Origin of the sequence: Commensalibacter papalotli (ex Servin-Garciduenas et al. 2014), assembly GCF_000527695.1 — a bacterium.
Classification (GTDB): domain Bacteria; phylum Pseudomonadota; class Alphaproteobacteria; order Acetobacterales; family Acetobacteraceae; genus Commensalibacter; species Commensalibacter papalotli.
In genome coordinates, this window is record NZ_ATSX01000001.1 from 542,722 (window position 1) to 560,107 (window position 17,386).

Here is a 17,386-nt window from a genome sequence, read left to right on the forward strand (position 1 = left end):
AGGCTAAGTCAAAGTTTGTGCAAATTTCTGTAAAGTTTCATGATGTAACAAGGTTACTTCTGTAGATGCTGCTAGTTGTCGAGCAGAGATCGTATAGGCAGCATTTGAAACAACAGCGGCATAATGAGCATGATAAAAAATTTTGGCAGCATTAACTTCTTGTACAGCTTTGTTTCCAACGGGTTTGCTATATAATTTACACTGAATAATAAAGGTAATACCGTTTTTAACAGCAATCACATCGGCCCCTTGATCACCACTAGCAGTGGTCACATCAGCATCCCACCCTTTTAATCTTAGAAGTTCAGCACAATAGGCTTCATAATCAAAAGGATCCATTGTGGGGGAATATTCAATCTTAGTTTTTTTGTAACTCTTAAAGAAAGTTTTTTGTGTTCTAGGAGGATATTTGGCAACAGATAAAATCTTTTTGATCGTGTTTTTGTGAATTTGAGGATAATATTCCAATAGATGATTTTCGGTTAATATAGGTTTTATTTTAGTGCGAATAAAGCGGTTTACCTCTTGTATCCATTTGTCTTCAATAAGGCTGCCATATGCATCTTTATATAAAAGCTGGTCACGTTTAATATATAAAATACTAGCATTTTGTTCAATTTGATCAGTAGCAATTTTATATGCTTTGTTTAGGCGATAGCGATTTCTGCGTTTTTTATAAAAATAGGCTATACACTTAAATAAATGACGACCGAATAGTAATAAAAATACGACTAAACCCATTCCATATAAAAGTTTATTTTCTTGTAATGAAAGATTTAACCAAGATGTTAAGGTGGGGCTATTCACTTTATCAAAAAAAACTTGTAGTTCAGGCATTGGGTTTTTATCTAAATATTGTAATAATGAAGAAATAATAGAATTACAGCCTTTTAAAGAGAACGCGATATATTCGCGGTCTTGGGTAATATAAGCTTTGTTTTGTGTAATAAGATTTTGAATTAAAATCTGCACTTGGGAAGTTTCTAAACTCGTGCCAAATTTTGCTTGATTACGGATATCCTTAATTTGTTTTTTAAGGATAAATACTTGCTTACCAAGTGTAAAATTTAAAGATCGAATATCTTGAAGAGTATCATTATTTTCTTGATATGAAATTTGTAAGATTGACTGTTTTTTTGGAGAAATAAACAGATTAATTGTAAACAGCTTATCTTTACCACTAATGGTTATTTGTTGTGGCTTGGTATTGACAGAGGATCGCCAGATAGATGTATCCGCAATCATTTGTGATGTTGCAAAACGAGGTACTATAAAAAAACATAAACCGGATAAAGTCAAAAAAATAGAATAGAATTTAAATTTCATAAATAGTTATCAAATAAACTTAATAGCATTTACCTTTTGGGGCCAATATGAACGTAATCTAGGCTAAAAGTATTTTAAAAGTAAAGATGATTTTATGATTAGGAATATACAATAATTATATATTCACTTTGAACTATATTATAAAATACTGATTTTATTCGATATTTTATACCATAAAATAGAGTTTTAAAAGAGAGAGAAAAGCGCCAAATTCAAAAAAATAGACGTTTATATTATAATACTATTTTATATAATTTGTATGTTTTATGGTATAGTTTATATCAGTTAAGGCTACAAATCGAATCGTAAAAATGAACAAGCCAAGTATTCAAAAGAGAAGTGGATCGTGGAGATGTTATGTCTTTATGTAAGGCATTTGTTTATCTACAACATTTGATACAAATAAAAAAGTGGTAAATATTTTAGAGTCGTCATTGATGATTGGCTATCAATATTCTGAGTATAAGAAACGGTAAGTAATCCAAAAGCGAACACATAAGCGAGTAATAATTTCTCCGTATTTTTCTTTATCGAAATGATATTGTTGCATGGAGTGTTTGGCAAGGTCTATTTCTTGTCTAGTTTGTCTTTTATATGTTTTAAATCATCATCTATTTTATCAATTTTTTCTAAAAGGATATAATAACTGTGTTTAGGACTTTGGTTTGATGGATTTATTGATGCATTTTTTATAAGTTGTTGTAAGGCATGTGGAAAAGATGAAAATACCATTTGTTTATTAAGTTTATTACTGTCTTTTTCTCAAGATAATTTTCAATTTTTGCTTTTAAGTCCAAAGGTATTCTTAATCTAAAGTATGCTAAATCGTCCATAATAGATCTTAATATTTTTTTTATAAATTACACATTTTCTTATTGACAAAAATAGCCCTATTTGGGCTATGTCAAGATAAAGAACTAAAATGAATAATAGTAAACGTACAAATCAAGAATATTTATCGAATTACCAAATTGGATAAAGAAAGAAGCAGAGCAAATATACGTTGTTTAAGTGTTTAAATTTTATTTTTTATTAATTAAACAAAGAAGAAAAGTAACGGTTACGTCGCCAAACTACCCCGTTGCTTTTCTTAAAAAAACCTTAGAAAAAAAGATGTGACTGATTGGATAATCATCTTAATCATGCTTATAATCAATCCAGTGAATTGATTATTGCTGGTAATAAAATCAGACAAGTTAACGCAGATTATTATAGCATTTACAATTTTCATCGTGCATCTGGAAGGGATGATTCTAAAAAGCCAAGTATATGGTTAAGATACGAGCAAAAAAAGATTTAGTTGATGAATTGAGGTCGGTGGGGATTCCGGCGCGCCCTATAAATGTAATAATAATTGGAACGGATGGTGACCGTGGTATTTGTGTAGTTGAAGAACTTGTTTATACCTATGTAATATGGATCAGCCCATCTTATAACTTACAGGTCATTCGTTCTCACGATGCTTTAAATCAAGGTAAATATTTAACCACCCATCATTTTTACGAAGTATATTAATGACTTATACTGAAAATTGTATCTTACTCGAAAATGAGAGTAAGTGATTAAAAACCAAAAGTAGACGGTTACGATCGGATTTCATTATCCGATGGGTTAATGTGTATTACGGATGTAGATATTAATTTACAGATTAATCCTAAAAATTTGTTTTATTATTTAAAAGAAAAAAAATGTATTTGTCGCAGTGTAGAAAATGAAAACTGGATTGCGTATCATGAATAAATCCAAAATTGTAGAGAAAAACATGTTTATCGAGCGTCCATGAGTGATTTTTCGTTAGAACCAGCTGTATTGGTCTTATCGAAAGCTGTGCAAATAATATCAAAAACTGATCTTCAAGGTGGGGTATCGTTTTGGCATAATAATAGATTAATTTTTATAGCAAGTGTTTCTAAAGCAAACATATTTTCTAAAAATAATTGTTAGGAATAAGTATATGAGATGCGCAAGTCAAATCACAGCTTCTCAATCAACAGATAATACAGTAATAGTGCCTGTCGGTTGTCTTGATGAAATACAAATTGAGTTACAGTGCAAAGCACTTTTTGAATCTATATATTATAATTTTTTTTACAAAATCATTTGCAGCATAATGAAACAATCACTTCTGTTGTCTCAGAATCATCCGATAGGACTGGTGGTGGTGTTGATAACATTAATACTGCTAATCAGTTTTTAAAATATCGAATTTTAGGTGGTAACTTGAACACTTATGCAAGAATTCGATTTATTATACAATTAATACTAATTCTGTGCGTAAATTTGGTGTTTCATTATCAATAACACTTATGCAAGAATTCGATTTATTATACAATTAATACTAATTCTGTGCGTAAATTTGGTGTTTCATTATCAATTATGGCTGCGGGTATTGTTAAAGATGGTAATGTAGCGGCGCATTATGTCGTCGGGAATAAAAGCAACCAAGATCCACAAGGGGATATTTGCACGCAAGATATTCAAGGCGATGCTGGAACACAGTTTCTGACTTCTAATCATGATCCTGTTGGGGTTGTTGCAGGTCCAAAGGGAAAGCCAGCTTCTATTAAAATTGGTTCTGTTCTTATTGGTGAACTTGAACAGGTGTTGTGATTGAAAATGTCGGGAATTTAAGTGATGTTGTTTCAAATTTTATAGCCCTACGTGGGGATAGGGGAGAAACTGGTAAAGATGATATCAGTTACATTAATGAGGGAAATGCAGATATTAATGTAAACAGGATTACGTCAGACGAAGGTAATATAAAATCTGATGGTTTCTGTAATTTATCTTTATCTGGGGTCAAGTTGAAAGACATTAATAACTTAACTTCTTTCGACCATTTGCTACAAGAAACGATCTGTTTTGATTCAAATAAAAAACAATTTTTAGTAAAAGAGGGTAGAGAAATGATTCCGTTGAATGTAACTAATTTAAACTTAGAACAGCAGTATAAATTAAATAATGGGGTGCAGCCTCTAAATTTTGCACCTGATCATTTAAACATATCTACTGGTGGGAACTCGGATGGCAATGGGGTAAAGGTCGGATATTTATATGTCGACACAAAAGCAATATTACCAGTTCCGCCTACAATGCAAATCAGAGTAACATTTACTCTATGGATAAAAGATAAAGATTTTGATTACCACATAGCAGGGTGGCTTAACAAATGGAATGTTAGGGCGAACCCAGCAAAAAATACCGTCTCTGTTTATAATGGAAACGATAAACAATATGAAGTATTATGTAGCTCTTTGACATCCAAAGACGGTCTTAAATTAAATGATGGTAACAATCATATACTCCATATCAACGTGAATGGTGGATACGAAGGTTTTAACTCTTTCTCCATTGATGGAGAATATTTTAATAGAGGCTATTCAGTTTATAATGGAGCAATGACAGAATTACGGTTCAGAGGTGACGAAAATATAGTTGTTCCGACTGATGAATGTTCTGTAAAAGATATATTTTTGTCATCTACTCAAAGAACAAAAGTAGATAAACAGCCTGTTGATATATCTAACTATGATTATGAAGCTTACTATCCTTGTCTAAATAATAACTATACAAATGGTAAAATCGCAGATGGATTTTTACTTAAAGCGACTAGTAATTTCGATAGTTTTCAATGGTTAAACCCATATTATTTTACTGTTGAACCGTATAAAAATAAAAGCATATTTACCTCCGAGGGAATGACTGGTGGAGTTGCTTCATTTAATGTGAGTATGAGTGTTCCCACCTTTACATTTGAATGTCAGTTTAAATTTAGTTCTACCATTAATGATACTAGTATTAGACGAGTTATTTGTGGACGTTATCAAGGAAATTATTCCATAGGATTGACTGCGAAAAGCGATAACAAACTAACCATTAAATATCATAATGCGAACCCTGATGTTGAGGTTACACTTGTTGACACATTAACGCTTGATATATGGCACACTCTGGCTATCTCATCCAATAATAATCTGATGCAAGTTTTTATCGATGGAAAATTACTGCATACAAAATATTTTGTCACAAACTTCGAATATTTTTATATTCGTAGTCTTGATTATAACGCATATATTGTAGAGGAAAATTCATTAATTATTAAGAACATATCATTACTAATAGGGAAAGCTAAATATGCAGACAAAGATTATGATCCTTCTTTAACACCAATCAGCGCAACTAATTTTAATACGAACGGTTTTTTCTATCCTTTAAAAGATAGTAGAATTAAAAATGAAAATGAAACTTCTCCCTTGGTTAAAATCACGAATATTACAGGAAGCTTTTCGTTAAGGACGGTTAAAGCAGGGAAAACCTCGAAAGCGTATATTTCACAACCTACAGTCAGTTATACGCAAGATAATACACCTGTTATTATCAATACTAAGGGAGCCAGTGTGTTGGTTACAAGTTATAGTAATGACGTATTAAAGGAAACGATTTAACATGTTGGTTTATCCGAATAATACACAACTAAATTTTTCAAAGGGAACCTGGTTACTTCAAGGAACAGATTCTACATGTTATTCTTCTGGTGCTAATTTTAATTTTACAACGAATGCTTTAACTATCGGCACAGGTATTATTAAAATTCATTTTGAGTTACCCAATGTTGCTGCTGGATATGAACCAATAGTAGAATATCGAATTAATGATGCGTATTACGGTTACACAAAAGCGATTGCTCCTATCGAGATAAAACTGCCAGTAGGATTTAAGAATGCTACCACTGACCCATTTATGAAAAATTGTAGTTCTCATTATATTGAGATATGGGTTAAGTCTACGTCTTTTGATAAACAAAGATGGACTATTGGTGATGTTAAAAACAATAATGTGTTAACGGTTAAATCTATAGAACTACCAGATGGAAGCAGTTTATGGGATACAAAACCTTATAATTTAACAGCGCTAGCGATTGGGTCATCCTCAAGCGAGGGGTGGGGGGTATTAAGTGAAACTAATGGCGATAGGATTAATACTGATGCTACTTTATCGTGGGGGGTGTTAATAGGAAAATCATTAGGGTTAAATATATCAACTGTAGGCTATGGAGGGACAGGTTTCTACAAAACTGGTAACGGAAACGCTCCTAATATCTTCACATATTTCGAATATATGGATAATGATATTAAAAGAGATTGGTCTGGAATTGATATAGCACTTATTAATATTGGCACGAATGATGGTAATTTGTTATTTGATGATTTTATAAATGCAAATATTTTTTTTGTTAAAAGATTAAGGGAAGTAAAACCTACTTTAAACATTATATTTACAAGTCCTTTCCAAACAGGAACAAGGTTAGCTGAATTTTCAAGATTACGATCACAATATCAAGATGATGGTTTAGTGCATTTTGTAGATGCAGATTTTTCAAATATTTTGCAAGGACATCATCCACAAATTGGTCAATACAAAAGTTTAATTATACCTACTATCTTGCCTTCTGTTGCCAAAGTTATTTACGGAAACAATAAAGAAATCATCATTAAAAAAACTATTAAAGATAGTGATCCAACCAGCCACACTTTTTATACTTTGAAATAAATGATATTCGAACCACCTCAAAATTTGAGGTGGTTCGAATGAAATTTAATATGGGTAATTCAGAATTTTTTATACAGTTATTCCAATATCTTCTTGGTATAATTTCAGTGGATATTGCGGGCAATATTGTTGCTGTGGTGACGGTTATAGTAATGTTATGCACATGATTGTAAGTTTTTGGAAATAGCCAGAAATGACAAATAAATTATACGAACTTTAAAAAATTCACACTCTGGCCACGTTTAAAATACCATCAGTTCCTGTTAAGGAGAACAAAGATGGTAAAAATAGTTAAGTTAATTTTATCCATAGGTTTGTTAATGTCTTGCCCTTTGCTTTGTAAAACTTGATGAGCAGAAGATTGGCTACATTTCTTGCCTCTTCTTTGCTTATTGGGGGAACATTGAATATTTCAGTTTATGGTCAATGGCATTTCAGCTTAGTTGCATGGGATGTATTCGCTGCGATTAATCTCTACGCGCTTTCAAAAATATTGAGAGGCTAGAGAAAACTAGGAATCTTTTTGCGCTGCTGGTGGGAAAGTATAGTACAGTGGATCAAGGCTGCATGATTCGTGGCTAATACCAGTTGTGGCAATTAATGTCCCAATATCATTCGTTATCCAAACAATTTGTGCATTGATCAGGACGTGGCGGGAGAGATAGGTGTAATATTTGTTAAATTTTAAAAATTATGACAATACAATGATATATCTTCTTTGATGATTTAATATGAGAAGCTTTATGTCAGATAAATTATATTTAAACTCAAAATATTTGAAGAGCATGGAATAAACTTTCAATCTTTTTTAAGATTTTATCCCTGTTGATCGTGCTAGTGGTGATGGAGGAAATGATGGATATATCCTTGGTTTGAGCCGCTATTTTCATGTATATGCTTCATCTAGTATTCGTTTAACAAATAGCATTACTAAGAGTAGCTCAGACTATATTATAAAAAATTAGAGGGAGATTTTTAAAAATTATATAATAATTGAGGAGAGATAAAACATTATTTGTTTGTAATGAATGATTGTTTTGAAGGATAATTTTCTAAAGTTGGTCAAAGTTTGTTACCAATGAAATAAAAGAGTTCATTATAGGCTTTCTTTTTTTTGATACTGCTGACATTGGTTATTTTGATAGTGAACCTTTAGGGAAAAATTATTGGCTATATTTTAGATATAGATATCAAAAAACTTTGCTTTTTGGTTCGCCAAAAATAGCATCAACTTTTGATTGAAAATTAGTATTTAACAATTTATCCCCTGAGTTCAAACATAAATTGCAATGACGATTAATGATGGTGATAAAATTCAAAACATTTTAATAAAGCTGAAGCAATTGCAACATCTAAGATTCATTGCTTTGCTTTGGTTTTAATTTTGCGTGGTTATTGTAAGGAAACCATGAATATGCTGTTGCATGACAGCTCATACTTCCTAACAAATAAGAACAAAATTGTTCCAATTTATTATTAAAAAATGAAAATTATCGCAAAAATTAATACTAATGAGGGTAAGACAGAAGTGGAAATTAATAGATACCACTTCTAACAAGTAATTGAAGCTTTATAGGTAAAATATAGGCAGCTAGTATCGATACTCTTATTGAAAGATTTTTTACTTGATCCACAAATTATTTGTAGGTTTAATTACACCAAAATATACTGTAATATATTAATTTTATTTAACAGTTGGTGCCCCAAAGAAGAGTTGAACTTCCACGACCTTGCGGTCACAGGTACCTGAAACCTGCGCGTCTACCATTCCGCCATTGGGGCTTATATGCTGCCTTTTATATAAAGAAGGGGTGTAGGTCAATTATTTTTGATGATGAAGTGATTTATATTTCCTTTTGAATCAGGACTTGGCTAGCATAGTTCATTAAAAATAATCTAATTTTAAATAAAGGCGGTATTACATGACAAATAAAATAAATTTATCCTTGGATCAAATTTATGATTTATCTTTTAAAATATTGTTTAAATATGGGGTATCCGAACCTCATGCCAGTGCAATTGCCAAAGTAATTTTGGCTGGGGAAAGGGATGAGTGTATTTCTCATGGTGTTTATCGTTTGGGAGTATTGGTACATACTATAAATCAAGGTCATGTTTCCAAAACAGCCGAGCCAAAAATGACTATAGACGACACATCGATTGTGAAAGTAGACGCACAATATGCGTTTTCACCGCTTGCTTTTGAAAAAGGTGTCGAAGAGCTAGCACGAAAAACTAAACAAGTTGGAATTGCTGCCTTACAGATTAATCATTGCTACCATTTTTCAGCTTTATGGCCTGAGGTAGAGATAATTGCAGCACATGGCCTGGTTGGAATAGCAATGACCCCAAGTCATGCCTGGGTAACACCAGCAGGTGGTAATTATCCTGTGTTGGGAACTAATCCTTTGGCCTTTAGCTGGCCCAGAGAACATGCAGTTAATCCATATGTTTTTGATTTTGCCACCAGTGCTATTGCACGTGGAGATCTTGAGCTTCATGACCGTACCAACACAGAATTACCTGATAATGTTGCTATAGACCGTGATGGGAATATAACCAAAAATGCTAAAGCCGTTATTGATGGGGGTTCTATGTTAACATTTGGTGGATATAAAGGCAGTGCTTTATCGACAATGATTGAACTGATGTCTGGTGCATTACTCGAAGATTTAACTAGTCAAGAATCTCTTGATCTAGATGCAGGAAAAAAAAGTTTTCCTTGTCACGGTGAACTGCTTTTTGCTTTTGATCCTAGTAAATTTGGTCTGGGAAATATTGCCAAAACAACTGCTAGTGCCGAGCGATTATTTAAATCTATAACGGATCAAGGTGCACGGCTTCCTTCACAGCGTCGTTTCGCTGCTCGAAAACGTAGCCAAGAAAATGGGGTCTTTATCTCAAAGCATATTTACTCTGAAATCCAAAAACTCTTGGAATAAAATTTACTCATTCGAAGTCGATATTTGCCAATATTTATTAGTGATTTTAAATAAATAATAATAAATATCTCAGCCGAGTTTTGTTATTTGAACCTTGATCAATATATCCATGAAGTATAAAAGGAATAAAAGAGTGAATTTAGTTTGATATTTGTTCAAGGAGCGTCTAGGTGAGTGATAAACGTAAAGTAGCAACGGTTATTGGTAATAATAAATTCGTAGAAGGCTATGTTGTAGAGCGGCTAGTCAAAGCAGGATATATTGTTCGTGTTGCTGTTCCCAAACCTTCACTGGTAAACACGATTAGACCCTTTGGAAATGTTGGGCATATCACCCCTTTATATTGCTCTGTTATCGAGGAAAATACCGTTATTCGTGCCATTGAGGGTGCGGATATCGTTGTTAATTTATCAGAGCTTGCTTTTGGAAAAAATAAATCAAAACTTGAGTTATATAATGTTCAAGCAGCGCAAAATATTGCACGTATTTGTGCTGCTGCAGGGGTAAAGAAATTTATTCATTTCTCTGCTTTAGGTGCATCATCAAATAGCCGTTCTGCTTATTTAGCGAGTAAGAAAAAGAGTGAAGATGTCGTATTGCAAGTTTGTCCATCAGCAGTCATTTTACGTACCAGCATTATCTTTGGGCCAGAAGATGAGTTCTTAAATAAACTAGGTAATATGGCTAGCTATTTCCCAGTTATGCCTGCTTATAAGGTGAATACGAAATTACAACCTGTCTATGTTGGGGATGTTGCTGACGCTGTGATGAAAGTCGTTCAACAATCTGAATCTGCTGGTAAAATCTACGAGCTTGCAGGTCCAGAATCTTATACTAATCGTGAGTTAATTAACTGGCTTGTATCGTGGCTTAGAACCGATAATAACGTCAGTGGATTAAGTTTAGTATTAATTCGTTTGATGGCATTTACATTACAATTTATGCCTGGTGCGATAATGACGCCTGCATTGTTGAATATGATGGAATATGATTCTGTTTTAAGCCAAAAGGAAAATGGATTATTAGCATTGGGAATTGTTCCAAAACCCTTGGAATTAATTGCACCTGTTTATTTATATTGCTATCGTTCTATTAATGATTTTACCGAATTAAAGCGTTTGCAACGTCGTATAGAGCATTAAAACCTTATAAAGTAGCTGATATTTCAATTATTTTTACAATAGGTCAGTAGTACTGTCTTTTATTTGATTAGGGAATAGCATAGACATTAGGAACAATTAATTTTAATCGTAAAAGCGATGGATATATTATGCCCAATGTCATGTTAAAATTTATTTCTCTTGATCAGCAGCAACCCGAAAAACGCCCTGCGGAAATTCGCAAGGCAGATTTTTTGGAAACGTATCGTCGATTTTCCGATGAACAAGCGAAAACACAAGCCAGCCGTTGTTCGCAATGCGGTATTCCTTTTTGTTCTACAAAATGCCCTGTATCAAATTATATTCCTGATTGGTTAAAGCTTACAGCTGAAGGCCGTTTAGAAGAAGCATATGCTTTGTCTTTTGAAACGAATAGTTTTCCTGAATTGTGTGGGCGTATCTGTCCTCAGGATCGTTTATGTGAAGGTGGCTGTGTTATTGAGCCAGGATTTAAAAGCGTTACAATTGGTGCAGTCGAAGCTTATATTACGGATCAAGCGTTTAAAAGTGGATTTGTTCAACCAATTGCACCTGTGAAAGAGCAAACTCAATCTGTCGGGATTGTAGGTGCAGGACCTTGCGGAATGGCTGCGGCAGTTGTGCTGCGTCAACGAGGATATCAAGTTCATATTTATGATCGTTATGATAGAGCAGGGGGATTGCTGACTTATGGTATTCCGACTTTCAAGCTTGAAAAAGAAATTGTTGCAAGACGTCAAAAATGGTTAGACGATTCTGGGGTAATATTTCATTTTAATATAAATATTTCCGATAAAACAGACCAAGGAACACTTTCCTTTGCAGAATTGCGAACCAATCATGATGCCGTTTTTGTTGCGACGGGCGTTTATCAGAAAAAAGAAGTAAAATTATTGGGCAGTCAATTAAAAGGGGCTGTTCAAGCACTTGACTATTTAATGGCTTCTCAAAGAACAGGCCAACCAATATCTCCTGAAATTGATGCTAGAGGTAAAGATGTCGTTGTCATTGGTGGTGGTGATACAGCCATGGACTGTTTGCGTACAGCCATACGCCAGGGGGCTAAGTCAGTCAAATGTCTATATCGTCGTGACAAAGTGAATATGCCAGGATCAATGCGAGAAGTTAAAAATGCAGAAGAAGAAGGTGTAGAATTCATCTGGCAAGCTGTTCCAGAAGCTTTTATTGGCAGCGACAAAATTGAATCTATTCGTGCTTTAAGAACAGAGTTAGGTTTGCCTGATGCTGGTGGACGTCAAAGTGTCAGGGTCATTGAAGATAGTCACTTTACATTACCTGCAGATATGGTGATCAAAGCATTAGGATTTGATCCAGAGAATTTATCTGAGTTATGGAATGACAATACTTTAGAAGCTTCTCGGTACGGTACTGTCAATGTAGATAAACATAACTTTATGACATCTATAGAAGGTGTATTCGCAGGCGGAGATATTGTTCGAGGCGCGAGTTTGGTTGTATGGGCGGTCAAAGATGGTCAAGATGCAGCTTCTCAAATTGCCAAATGGTTAAAAGAACAATAATTAAATTTAAACCAACAAATAGAAACAAAATATTCAGTTAACAAAAGCCAGCCCAAAGAATGGCGAGGTTTTAATCATCTATAGGCGGATAAAAAGATGAGCGATACAGATTTTATTGAAGATAGAAAAAGAAATGAAGCAATCCTGAACAGTGCAGGTGTGTATTCTCAGGAACAAGAACATGATGCTTGTGGTGTGGGCTTTGTAGTTGCCTTGGATGGTAAAAAACGTCGTGATGTAGTGGAAGCTGGGTTAACGGCATTAAAGGCATTATGGCACAGAGGGGCTGTGGATGCCGATGGGAAAACAGGCGATGGTGCAGGAATTCATGTCGAGATTTCCCAAGAGTTCTTCTTAAAATCAATACGCAGTGGTCATCATCATATCAAAGAAAATGGCTTGGCGGTTGGAATGGTATTCTTGCCAAAGAATGATTTGTCCAGTCAAGAACGTTGCCGTCAGATTATAGAAACAGAGATTATTGCTTTTGGATATGCAATTTATGGGTGGCGCCAGGTTCCTATTAATACAGATTGTATCGGTGAAAAAGCGAACGCAACACGTCCAGAAATTGAGCAAATCTTAATTAGCAATACGCAAGATCATTCTGAAGCTGAATTTGAACGTAATCTATACATTATCCGCCGTAAAATTGAAAAAAGAGCAATCGAAAGTCACGTTGATTTATATATTTGCTCTTTATCTTGTCGTTCTGTTATTTACAAAGGTATGTTCTTAGCCGAAAATGTTGCTGATTTTTATCCAGACTTGTTGGATGAGCGCTTTGTCAGTCGTTTTGCAATTTATCATCAACGCTATTCAACCAATACTTTCCCTACTTGGAAATTGGCACAACCTTTCAGAAAAATTGCTCATAATGGCGAGATTAATACGCTATCGGGTAATATAAATTGGATGAAAAGCCATGAAACCCGCCTTTCTCATCCTGACCTTGATGCGTATATGGCAGATCTAAAACCTGTTATTCAATTTAATGGCTCTGATACAGCGGCTTTGGATAATGTGTTTGAATTATTAACATTTGCTGGGCGTAATGCACCAACAGTGAAATCATTAATGATTCCGCCTGCAATGGGAATGCAAGATGGTCTTACCCAAGAAGTCAAGGATATGTATGGCTATGCGAATGCGGTGATGGAGCCATGGGATGGACCAGCAGCATTATGTGGAACTGATGGTAATTGGGTGATTGCTGGGTTGGATCGAAATGGATTGCGTCCTTTACGTTATACGATTACTTCTAATAACCTGATGATTTTGGGCTCTGAAACAGGTATGGTGCGCGTTCCTGAACCAGAGATTTTGGAAAAAGGTCGTCTTGGCCCAGGGCAAACCATCGGTTTTGATATGCAAAACTGTAAATTATATAAGCCTGACGAAATAACTGAGATGCTGGTTAAGCGTCATGATTATAGTAAATGGGTTAAAAACACACAGCAGATTACGTCCATTGTCAGAGATCAAGAAAATGAACTGAGCTTATTTCCTCAAGAAGAGCTTCGTAGAAGGCAACTTGCTGTTGGAATGACCTTGGAGGATATGGAAACGGTGCTTCAGCCAATGGTTGAATCTGCTGCTGAAGCAATTGGGTCTATGGGAGATGATACCCCATTAGCAGTGCTTAGTGATCGTTATCGTGGATTGTCTCATTATTTCCGTCAACGTTTCAGTCAGGTTACAAACCCACCGATTGATAGCTTGCGTGAAACTCAAGTGATGACCTTAAATACACGTTTGGGTAATTTGGGTAATATTTTGGATGAATCTTCTGATCAATGTCAGATGTTAAAATTATCTAGCCCCGTTCTTACCATCAGTGAGTTTAGTGCGTTACAAGATTTCTGTGGCAAAACAGGTGTCACAATAGATTGTAATTTCACAGTTGCCGATGAAGAGAAAGGGCTGCGACAAGCAATTGGACGTATTTGTCTGGAAGCAGAAGAAGCCGTCAGAGCGGGTTGTACTCATGTGTTTTTAACGGATGAAAAACAAACCAGAGAACTTGCTCAAATTCCAATGATCTTGGCAACTGCTGCGGTACATACACATTTGGTACGTCAATCCTTAAGAACGTTTACGTCTTTGAATGTGCGTTCTGCTGATACTTTGGATGTGCATTCTATTGCGGTCTTAATTGGGGTAGGGGCTACAACCGTCAATGCTTATTTAGCTCAAGAATGTATTGCGGATCGTCATAAACGCGGCCTTTTTGGTGATATGTCTTTGCGTGAAGCGATGAAACGTTATTGCAAGGCTGTGGACAAGGGCCTGCTTAAAATTATGGCCAAGATGGGAATCTCGGTTGTAGCCTCTTATCGCGGTGGCTATAATTTTGAAGCGATTGGATTGTCTCGTGCATTGGTTGCTGAATTCTTCCCTGGGATGTCTTCGCGTATTTCAGGTATTGGGTTATCAGGGATTGCGCATAATGTCAGTACTTTTCATGAAAAAGCTTGGGATCCCAATGTAAAAATCTTACCGATTGGTGGATTATATAAGTGGCGCAAACAAGGTGAAAAACATGCTTTGAGTGGAGATGTAATTAAACTGATCCAACAAGCCGTTGAAAAAGATAGCTGGCCTTTATATCAAAAATATTTAGAAGCAATTAAAGAGCAGCCTCCAATGGCTTTGCGTGATTTATTTGATTTTCAATCTTCTAATAAACCAATTCCTGTTGAATCTGTTGAAAACATTACGCAATTAAGACGGCGATTAATATCTCCTGGTATTTCATTGGGAGCGTTAAGCCCAGAAGCACATGAAACCCTAGCTATTGCGATGAATCGTATTGGTGCGCGTTCTGATTCTGGTGAGGGCGGAGAGGATGCAAGTCGTTATAAACCTCGTGCTAATGGGGATAATGCATCTTCTGCGATCAAGCAAATTGCCTCAGGACGTTTTGGCGTTACGGCTGAATATTTAAATAATTGTCGTGAGATCGAAATTAAAGTTGCTCAAGGCGCTAAACCAGGCGAAGGTGGTCAGCTTCCAGGTTTTAAAGTGACGGAATTAATTGGTAAATTGCGTCATGCTGTGCCAGGGGTTACGTTGATTTCTCCACCGCCGCATCATGATATTTATTCCATTGAAGATTTGGCACAGCTTATTTACGATTTAAAACAAATTAACCCTGATGCAACGGTTGCGGTTAAATTAGTTGCGTCTTCTGGGATTGGAACGATTGCTGCTGGGGTTGCAAAAGCCAAAGCGGATACAATTCTAATTTCTGGGCATAATGGTGGGACTGGTGCTTCTGCTCAAACTTCAATTAAATATGGTGGTATCCCTTGGGAAATGGGGCTTGCTGAGGCACATCAAGTTTTGATGCTTAATCGCTTGCGTCATCGGATTACGTTGCGTGTTGACGGTGGGATTAAAACTGGTCGAGATGTCGTGATTGCAGCGATGTTAGGTGCCGAGGAATTCGGTATTGGAACATTAAGCCTTATTGCGATGGGCTGTATTATGGTGCGTCAATGTCATTCTAATACATGTCCAGTAGGTGTTTGCACACAAGACGAAAATCTACGTAAGAAATTTGTTCAAGATGGTGCAGATCGGGTTATTAACTTATTCTCTTTTATTGCTGAAGATGTAAGGAATATTCTTGCTTCTCTTGGTTTTTCTTCATTAAAAGAAATTATTGGACGAACAGATTTATTAAAACAAGTTTTGCGTGGGGCTTCTTATCTTGATGATTTAGATTTGAACTCTTTGCTTGCTCGTGTTGATGCAGGCCCATATGCAAGATATTGTACACGTGAGGGTCGTAACGAGGTTCCTGAAACTTTGGATGCACAAATGATAGTCGATGCGCAGCCTTTGTTTGAGCACGGAGAAAAAATGCAATTGCGTTATAATGTTGAAAATACATATCGTGCAATTGGAACTAAAATTTCTTCTAAAATTACACGTCGTTTTGGTATGACAGGGTTGGCAGCTGATCATTTAACAATCAGACTAAGTGGTTCTGCAGGGCAATCATTGGGGGCTTTTGCAGTTCAAGGGTTGAAACTGGAAGTTTTCGGTGATGCCAATGATTATGTTGGTAAAGGTTTGTCTGGCGCAACCATCGTTGTCCGCCCTGTGCCAGAAACCAAACTGATCTCACATCATAATATGATTATTGGAAATACAGTTTTATATGGTGCAACCTCTGGGCGTTTATATGCTGCTGGAATTGCTGGTGAACGTTTTGCCGTGCGCAATTCTGGTGCTATTGCTGTGGTTGAAGGTTGTGGTGCCAATGGGTGTGAATATATGACGGGTGGAACGGTTGTTATTCTTGGGGAAATTGGTGTTAACTTTGGTGCTGGTTTTACAGGGGGAATGGCTTTTGTTTATGATCCTCATGCACAATTTAATGATCGTGTTAACTCTGATAGTGTTCAGTGGCAACGTGTTATTGATTCGAAATGGGAAGAAGTTTTGCGTAACCATATTGAGCAACATGTCAAAGAAACAGAAAGTCGATATGCAGCGTCTTTGTTACATGAGTGGCAAAATACATTACAGCATTTTTGGCATATTGTGCCTACTGAATATGCCAAAGCAATTAATTTTCAATTTAAAGAAACTGCAATTCAAAAATCAGCCTAATTTAACTTAGTATTCAAGCTCTGCTGTAGGAGTGTATTTAATACACTCCTATTTTTTTGAAATTGCAAAAAGAGTTATAAAATCAATCTGGAGATTTTCATAAAATAGCAGTTGTTGTTTTGTAATTAAATTTATCGTTCTTATTGTGATCAAAATATGATACATAATATAGTCAAGTAAGTATTTTAAACGAGGCAGATAGTTTCATAACGGAATATATGTAAGATCATAATGATGTGATTTAATAGATCATCGATTGATTTCT

General features: G+C 35.3%; 12 protein-coding genes, 1 tRNA gene and 1 pseudogene. 12 read left to right on the plus strand and 2 right to left on the minus strand.

Going from position 1 to position 17,386, the window contains the following annotated elements:
• Positions 1 to 3: 3 nt before the first annotated feature.
• On the minus strand, positions 4 to 1,245 hold the full coding sequence (locus COMX_RS10555; protein ID WP_161631839.1) for a restriction endonuclease: 1,242 nt from the start codon (positions 1,243 to 1,245) through the stop codon (positions 4 to 6).
• 1,204 nt (positions 1,246 to 2,449) lie between these two features.
• Here COMX_RS10555 and COMX_RS11065 point away from each other — a divergent pair.
• From COMX_RS11065 to COMX_RS11175, 8 genes and pseudogenes are all read left to right on the plus strand, one after another.
• On the plus strand, positions 2,450 to 2,626 hold the full coding sequence (locus COMX_RS11065; RefSeq protein ID WP_161631840.1) for a hypothetical protein: 177 nt from the start codon (positions 2,450 to 2,452) through the stop codon (positions 2,624 to 2,626).
• Between the two features lie 17 nt (positions 2,627 to 2,643).
• Positions 2,644 to 2,841: a hypothetical protein gene (locus tag COMX_RS02435; RefSeq protein ID WP_034336606.1), complete on the plus strand. Its 198-nt coding sequence runs from the start codon at positions 2,644 to 2,646 to the stop codon at positions 2,839 to 2,841.
• A 63-nt stretch (positions 2,842 to 2,904) separates the two neighbouring features.
• Positions 2,905 to 3,066 (plus strand): annotated as a pseudogene (locus COMX_RS11435) (phage antirepressor KilAC domain-containing protein); the annotation flags it as partial.
• 606 nt (positions 3,067 to 3,672) lie between these two features.
• Positions 3,673 to 3,936, plus strand: a complete 264-nt coding sequence (locus COMX_RS02445) for a hypothetical protein (RefSeq protein WP_034336609.1) — start codon at positions 3,673 to 3,675, stop codon at positions 3,934 to 3,936.
• Positions 3,933 to 5,771: a LamG domain-containing protein gene (locus tag COMX_RS02450; RefSeq protein WP_034336611.1), complete on the plus strand. Its 1,839-nt coding sequence runs from the start codon at positions 3,933 to 3,935 to the stop codon at positions 5,769 to 5,771. The genes COMX_RS02445 and COMX_RS02450 overlap by 4 nt, the downstream gene beginning before the upstream one ends.
• Position 5,772: 1 nt before the next feature.
• Positions 5,773 to 6,876, plus strand: a complete 1,104-nt coding sequence (locus COMX_RS02455; RefSeq protein WP_034336613.1) for an SGNH/GDSL hydrolase family protein — start codon at positions 5,773 to 5,775, stop codon at positions 6,874 to 6,876.
• Positions 6,877 to 6,914: 38 nt separating this feature from the next.
• Positions 6,915 to 7,043, plus strand: coding sequence for a hypothetical protein (locus COMX_RS11345; protein WP_255343261.1), 129 nt, complete (start codon positions 6,915 to 6,917; stop codon positions 7,041 to 7,043).
• Positions 7,044 to 7,237: 194 nt separating this feature from the next.
• Complete coding sequence (locus COMX_RS11175) at positions 7,238 to 7,381, plus strand: hypothetical protein (protein ID WP_200867598.1); 144 nt, start codon at positions 7,238 to 7,240, stop codon at positions 7,379 to 7,381.
• A 1,191-nt stretch (positions 7,382 to 8,572) separates the two neighbouring features.
• Here COMX_RS11175 and COMX_RS02460 read toward each other — a convergent pair.
• Positions 8,573 to 8,658: transfer RNA gene (locus COMX_RS02460), tRNA-Leu, on the minus strand.
• Between the two features lie 140 nt (positions 8,659 to 8,798).
• Between COMX_RS02460 and COMX_RS02465 the strand changes: the two genes are divergently transcribed.
• From COMX_RS02465 to gltB, 4 genes are all read left to right on the plus strand, one after another.
• A complete protein-coding gene (locus tag COMX_RS02465) occupies positions 8,799 to 9,818 on the plus strand; it encodes an Ldh family oxidoreductase (protein WP_034336615.1) in 1,020 nt (339 codons plus the stop codon).
• Positions 9,819 to 9,988: 170 nt separating this feature from the next.
• Entirely contained in the window at positions 9,989 to 10,960 is a 972-nt protein-coding gene (locus COMX_RS02470) for a complex I NDUFA9 subunit family protein (protein WP_051461802.1), read from the plus strand.
• Between the two features lie 128 nt (positions 10,961 to 11,088).
• Entirely contained in the window at positions 11,089 to 12,498 is a 1,410-nt protein-coding gene (locus tag COMX_RS02475) for an NAD(P)-dependent oxidoreductase (protein WP_034336618.1), read from the plus strand.
• Between the two features lie 96 nt (positions 12,499 to 12,594).
• Positions 12,595 to 17,121, plus strand: coding sequence for a glutamate synthase large subunit (gene gltB, locus COMX_RS02480; protein ID WP_034336621.1), 4,527 nt, complete (start codon positions 12,595 to 12,597; stop codon positions 17,119 to 17,121).
• Positions 17,122 to 17,386 lie beyond the last annotated feature (265 nt).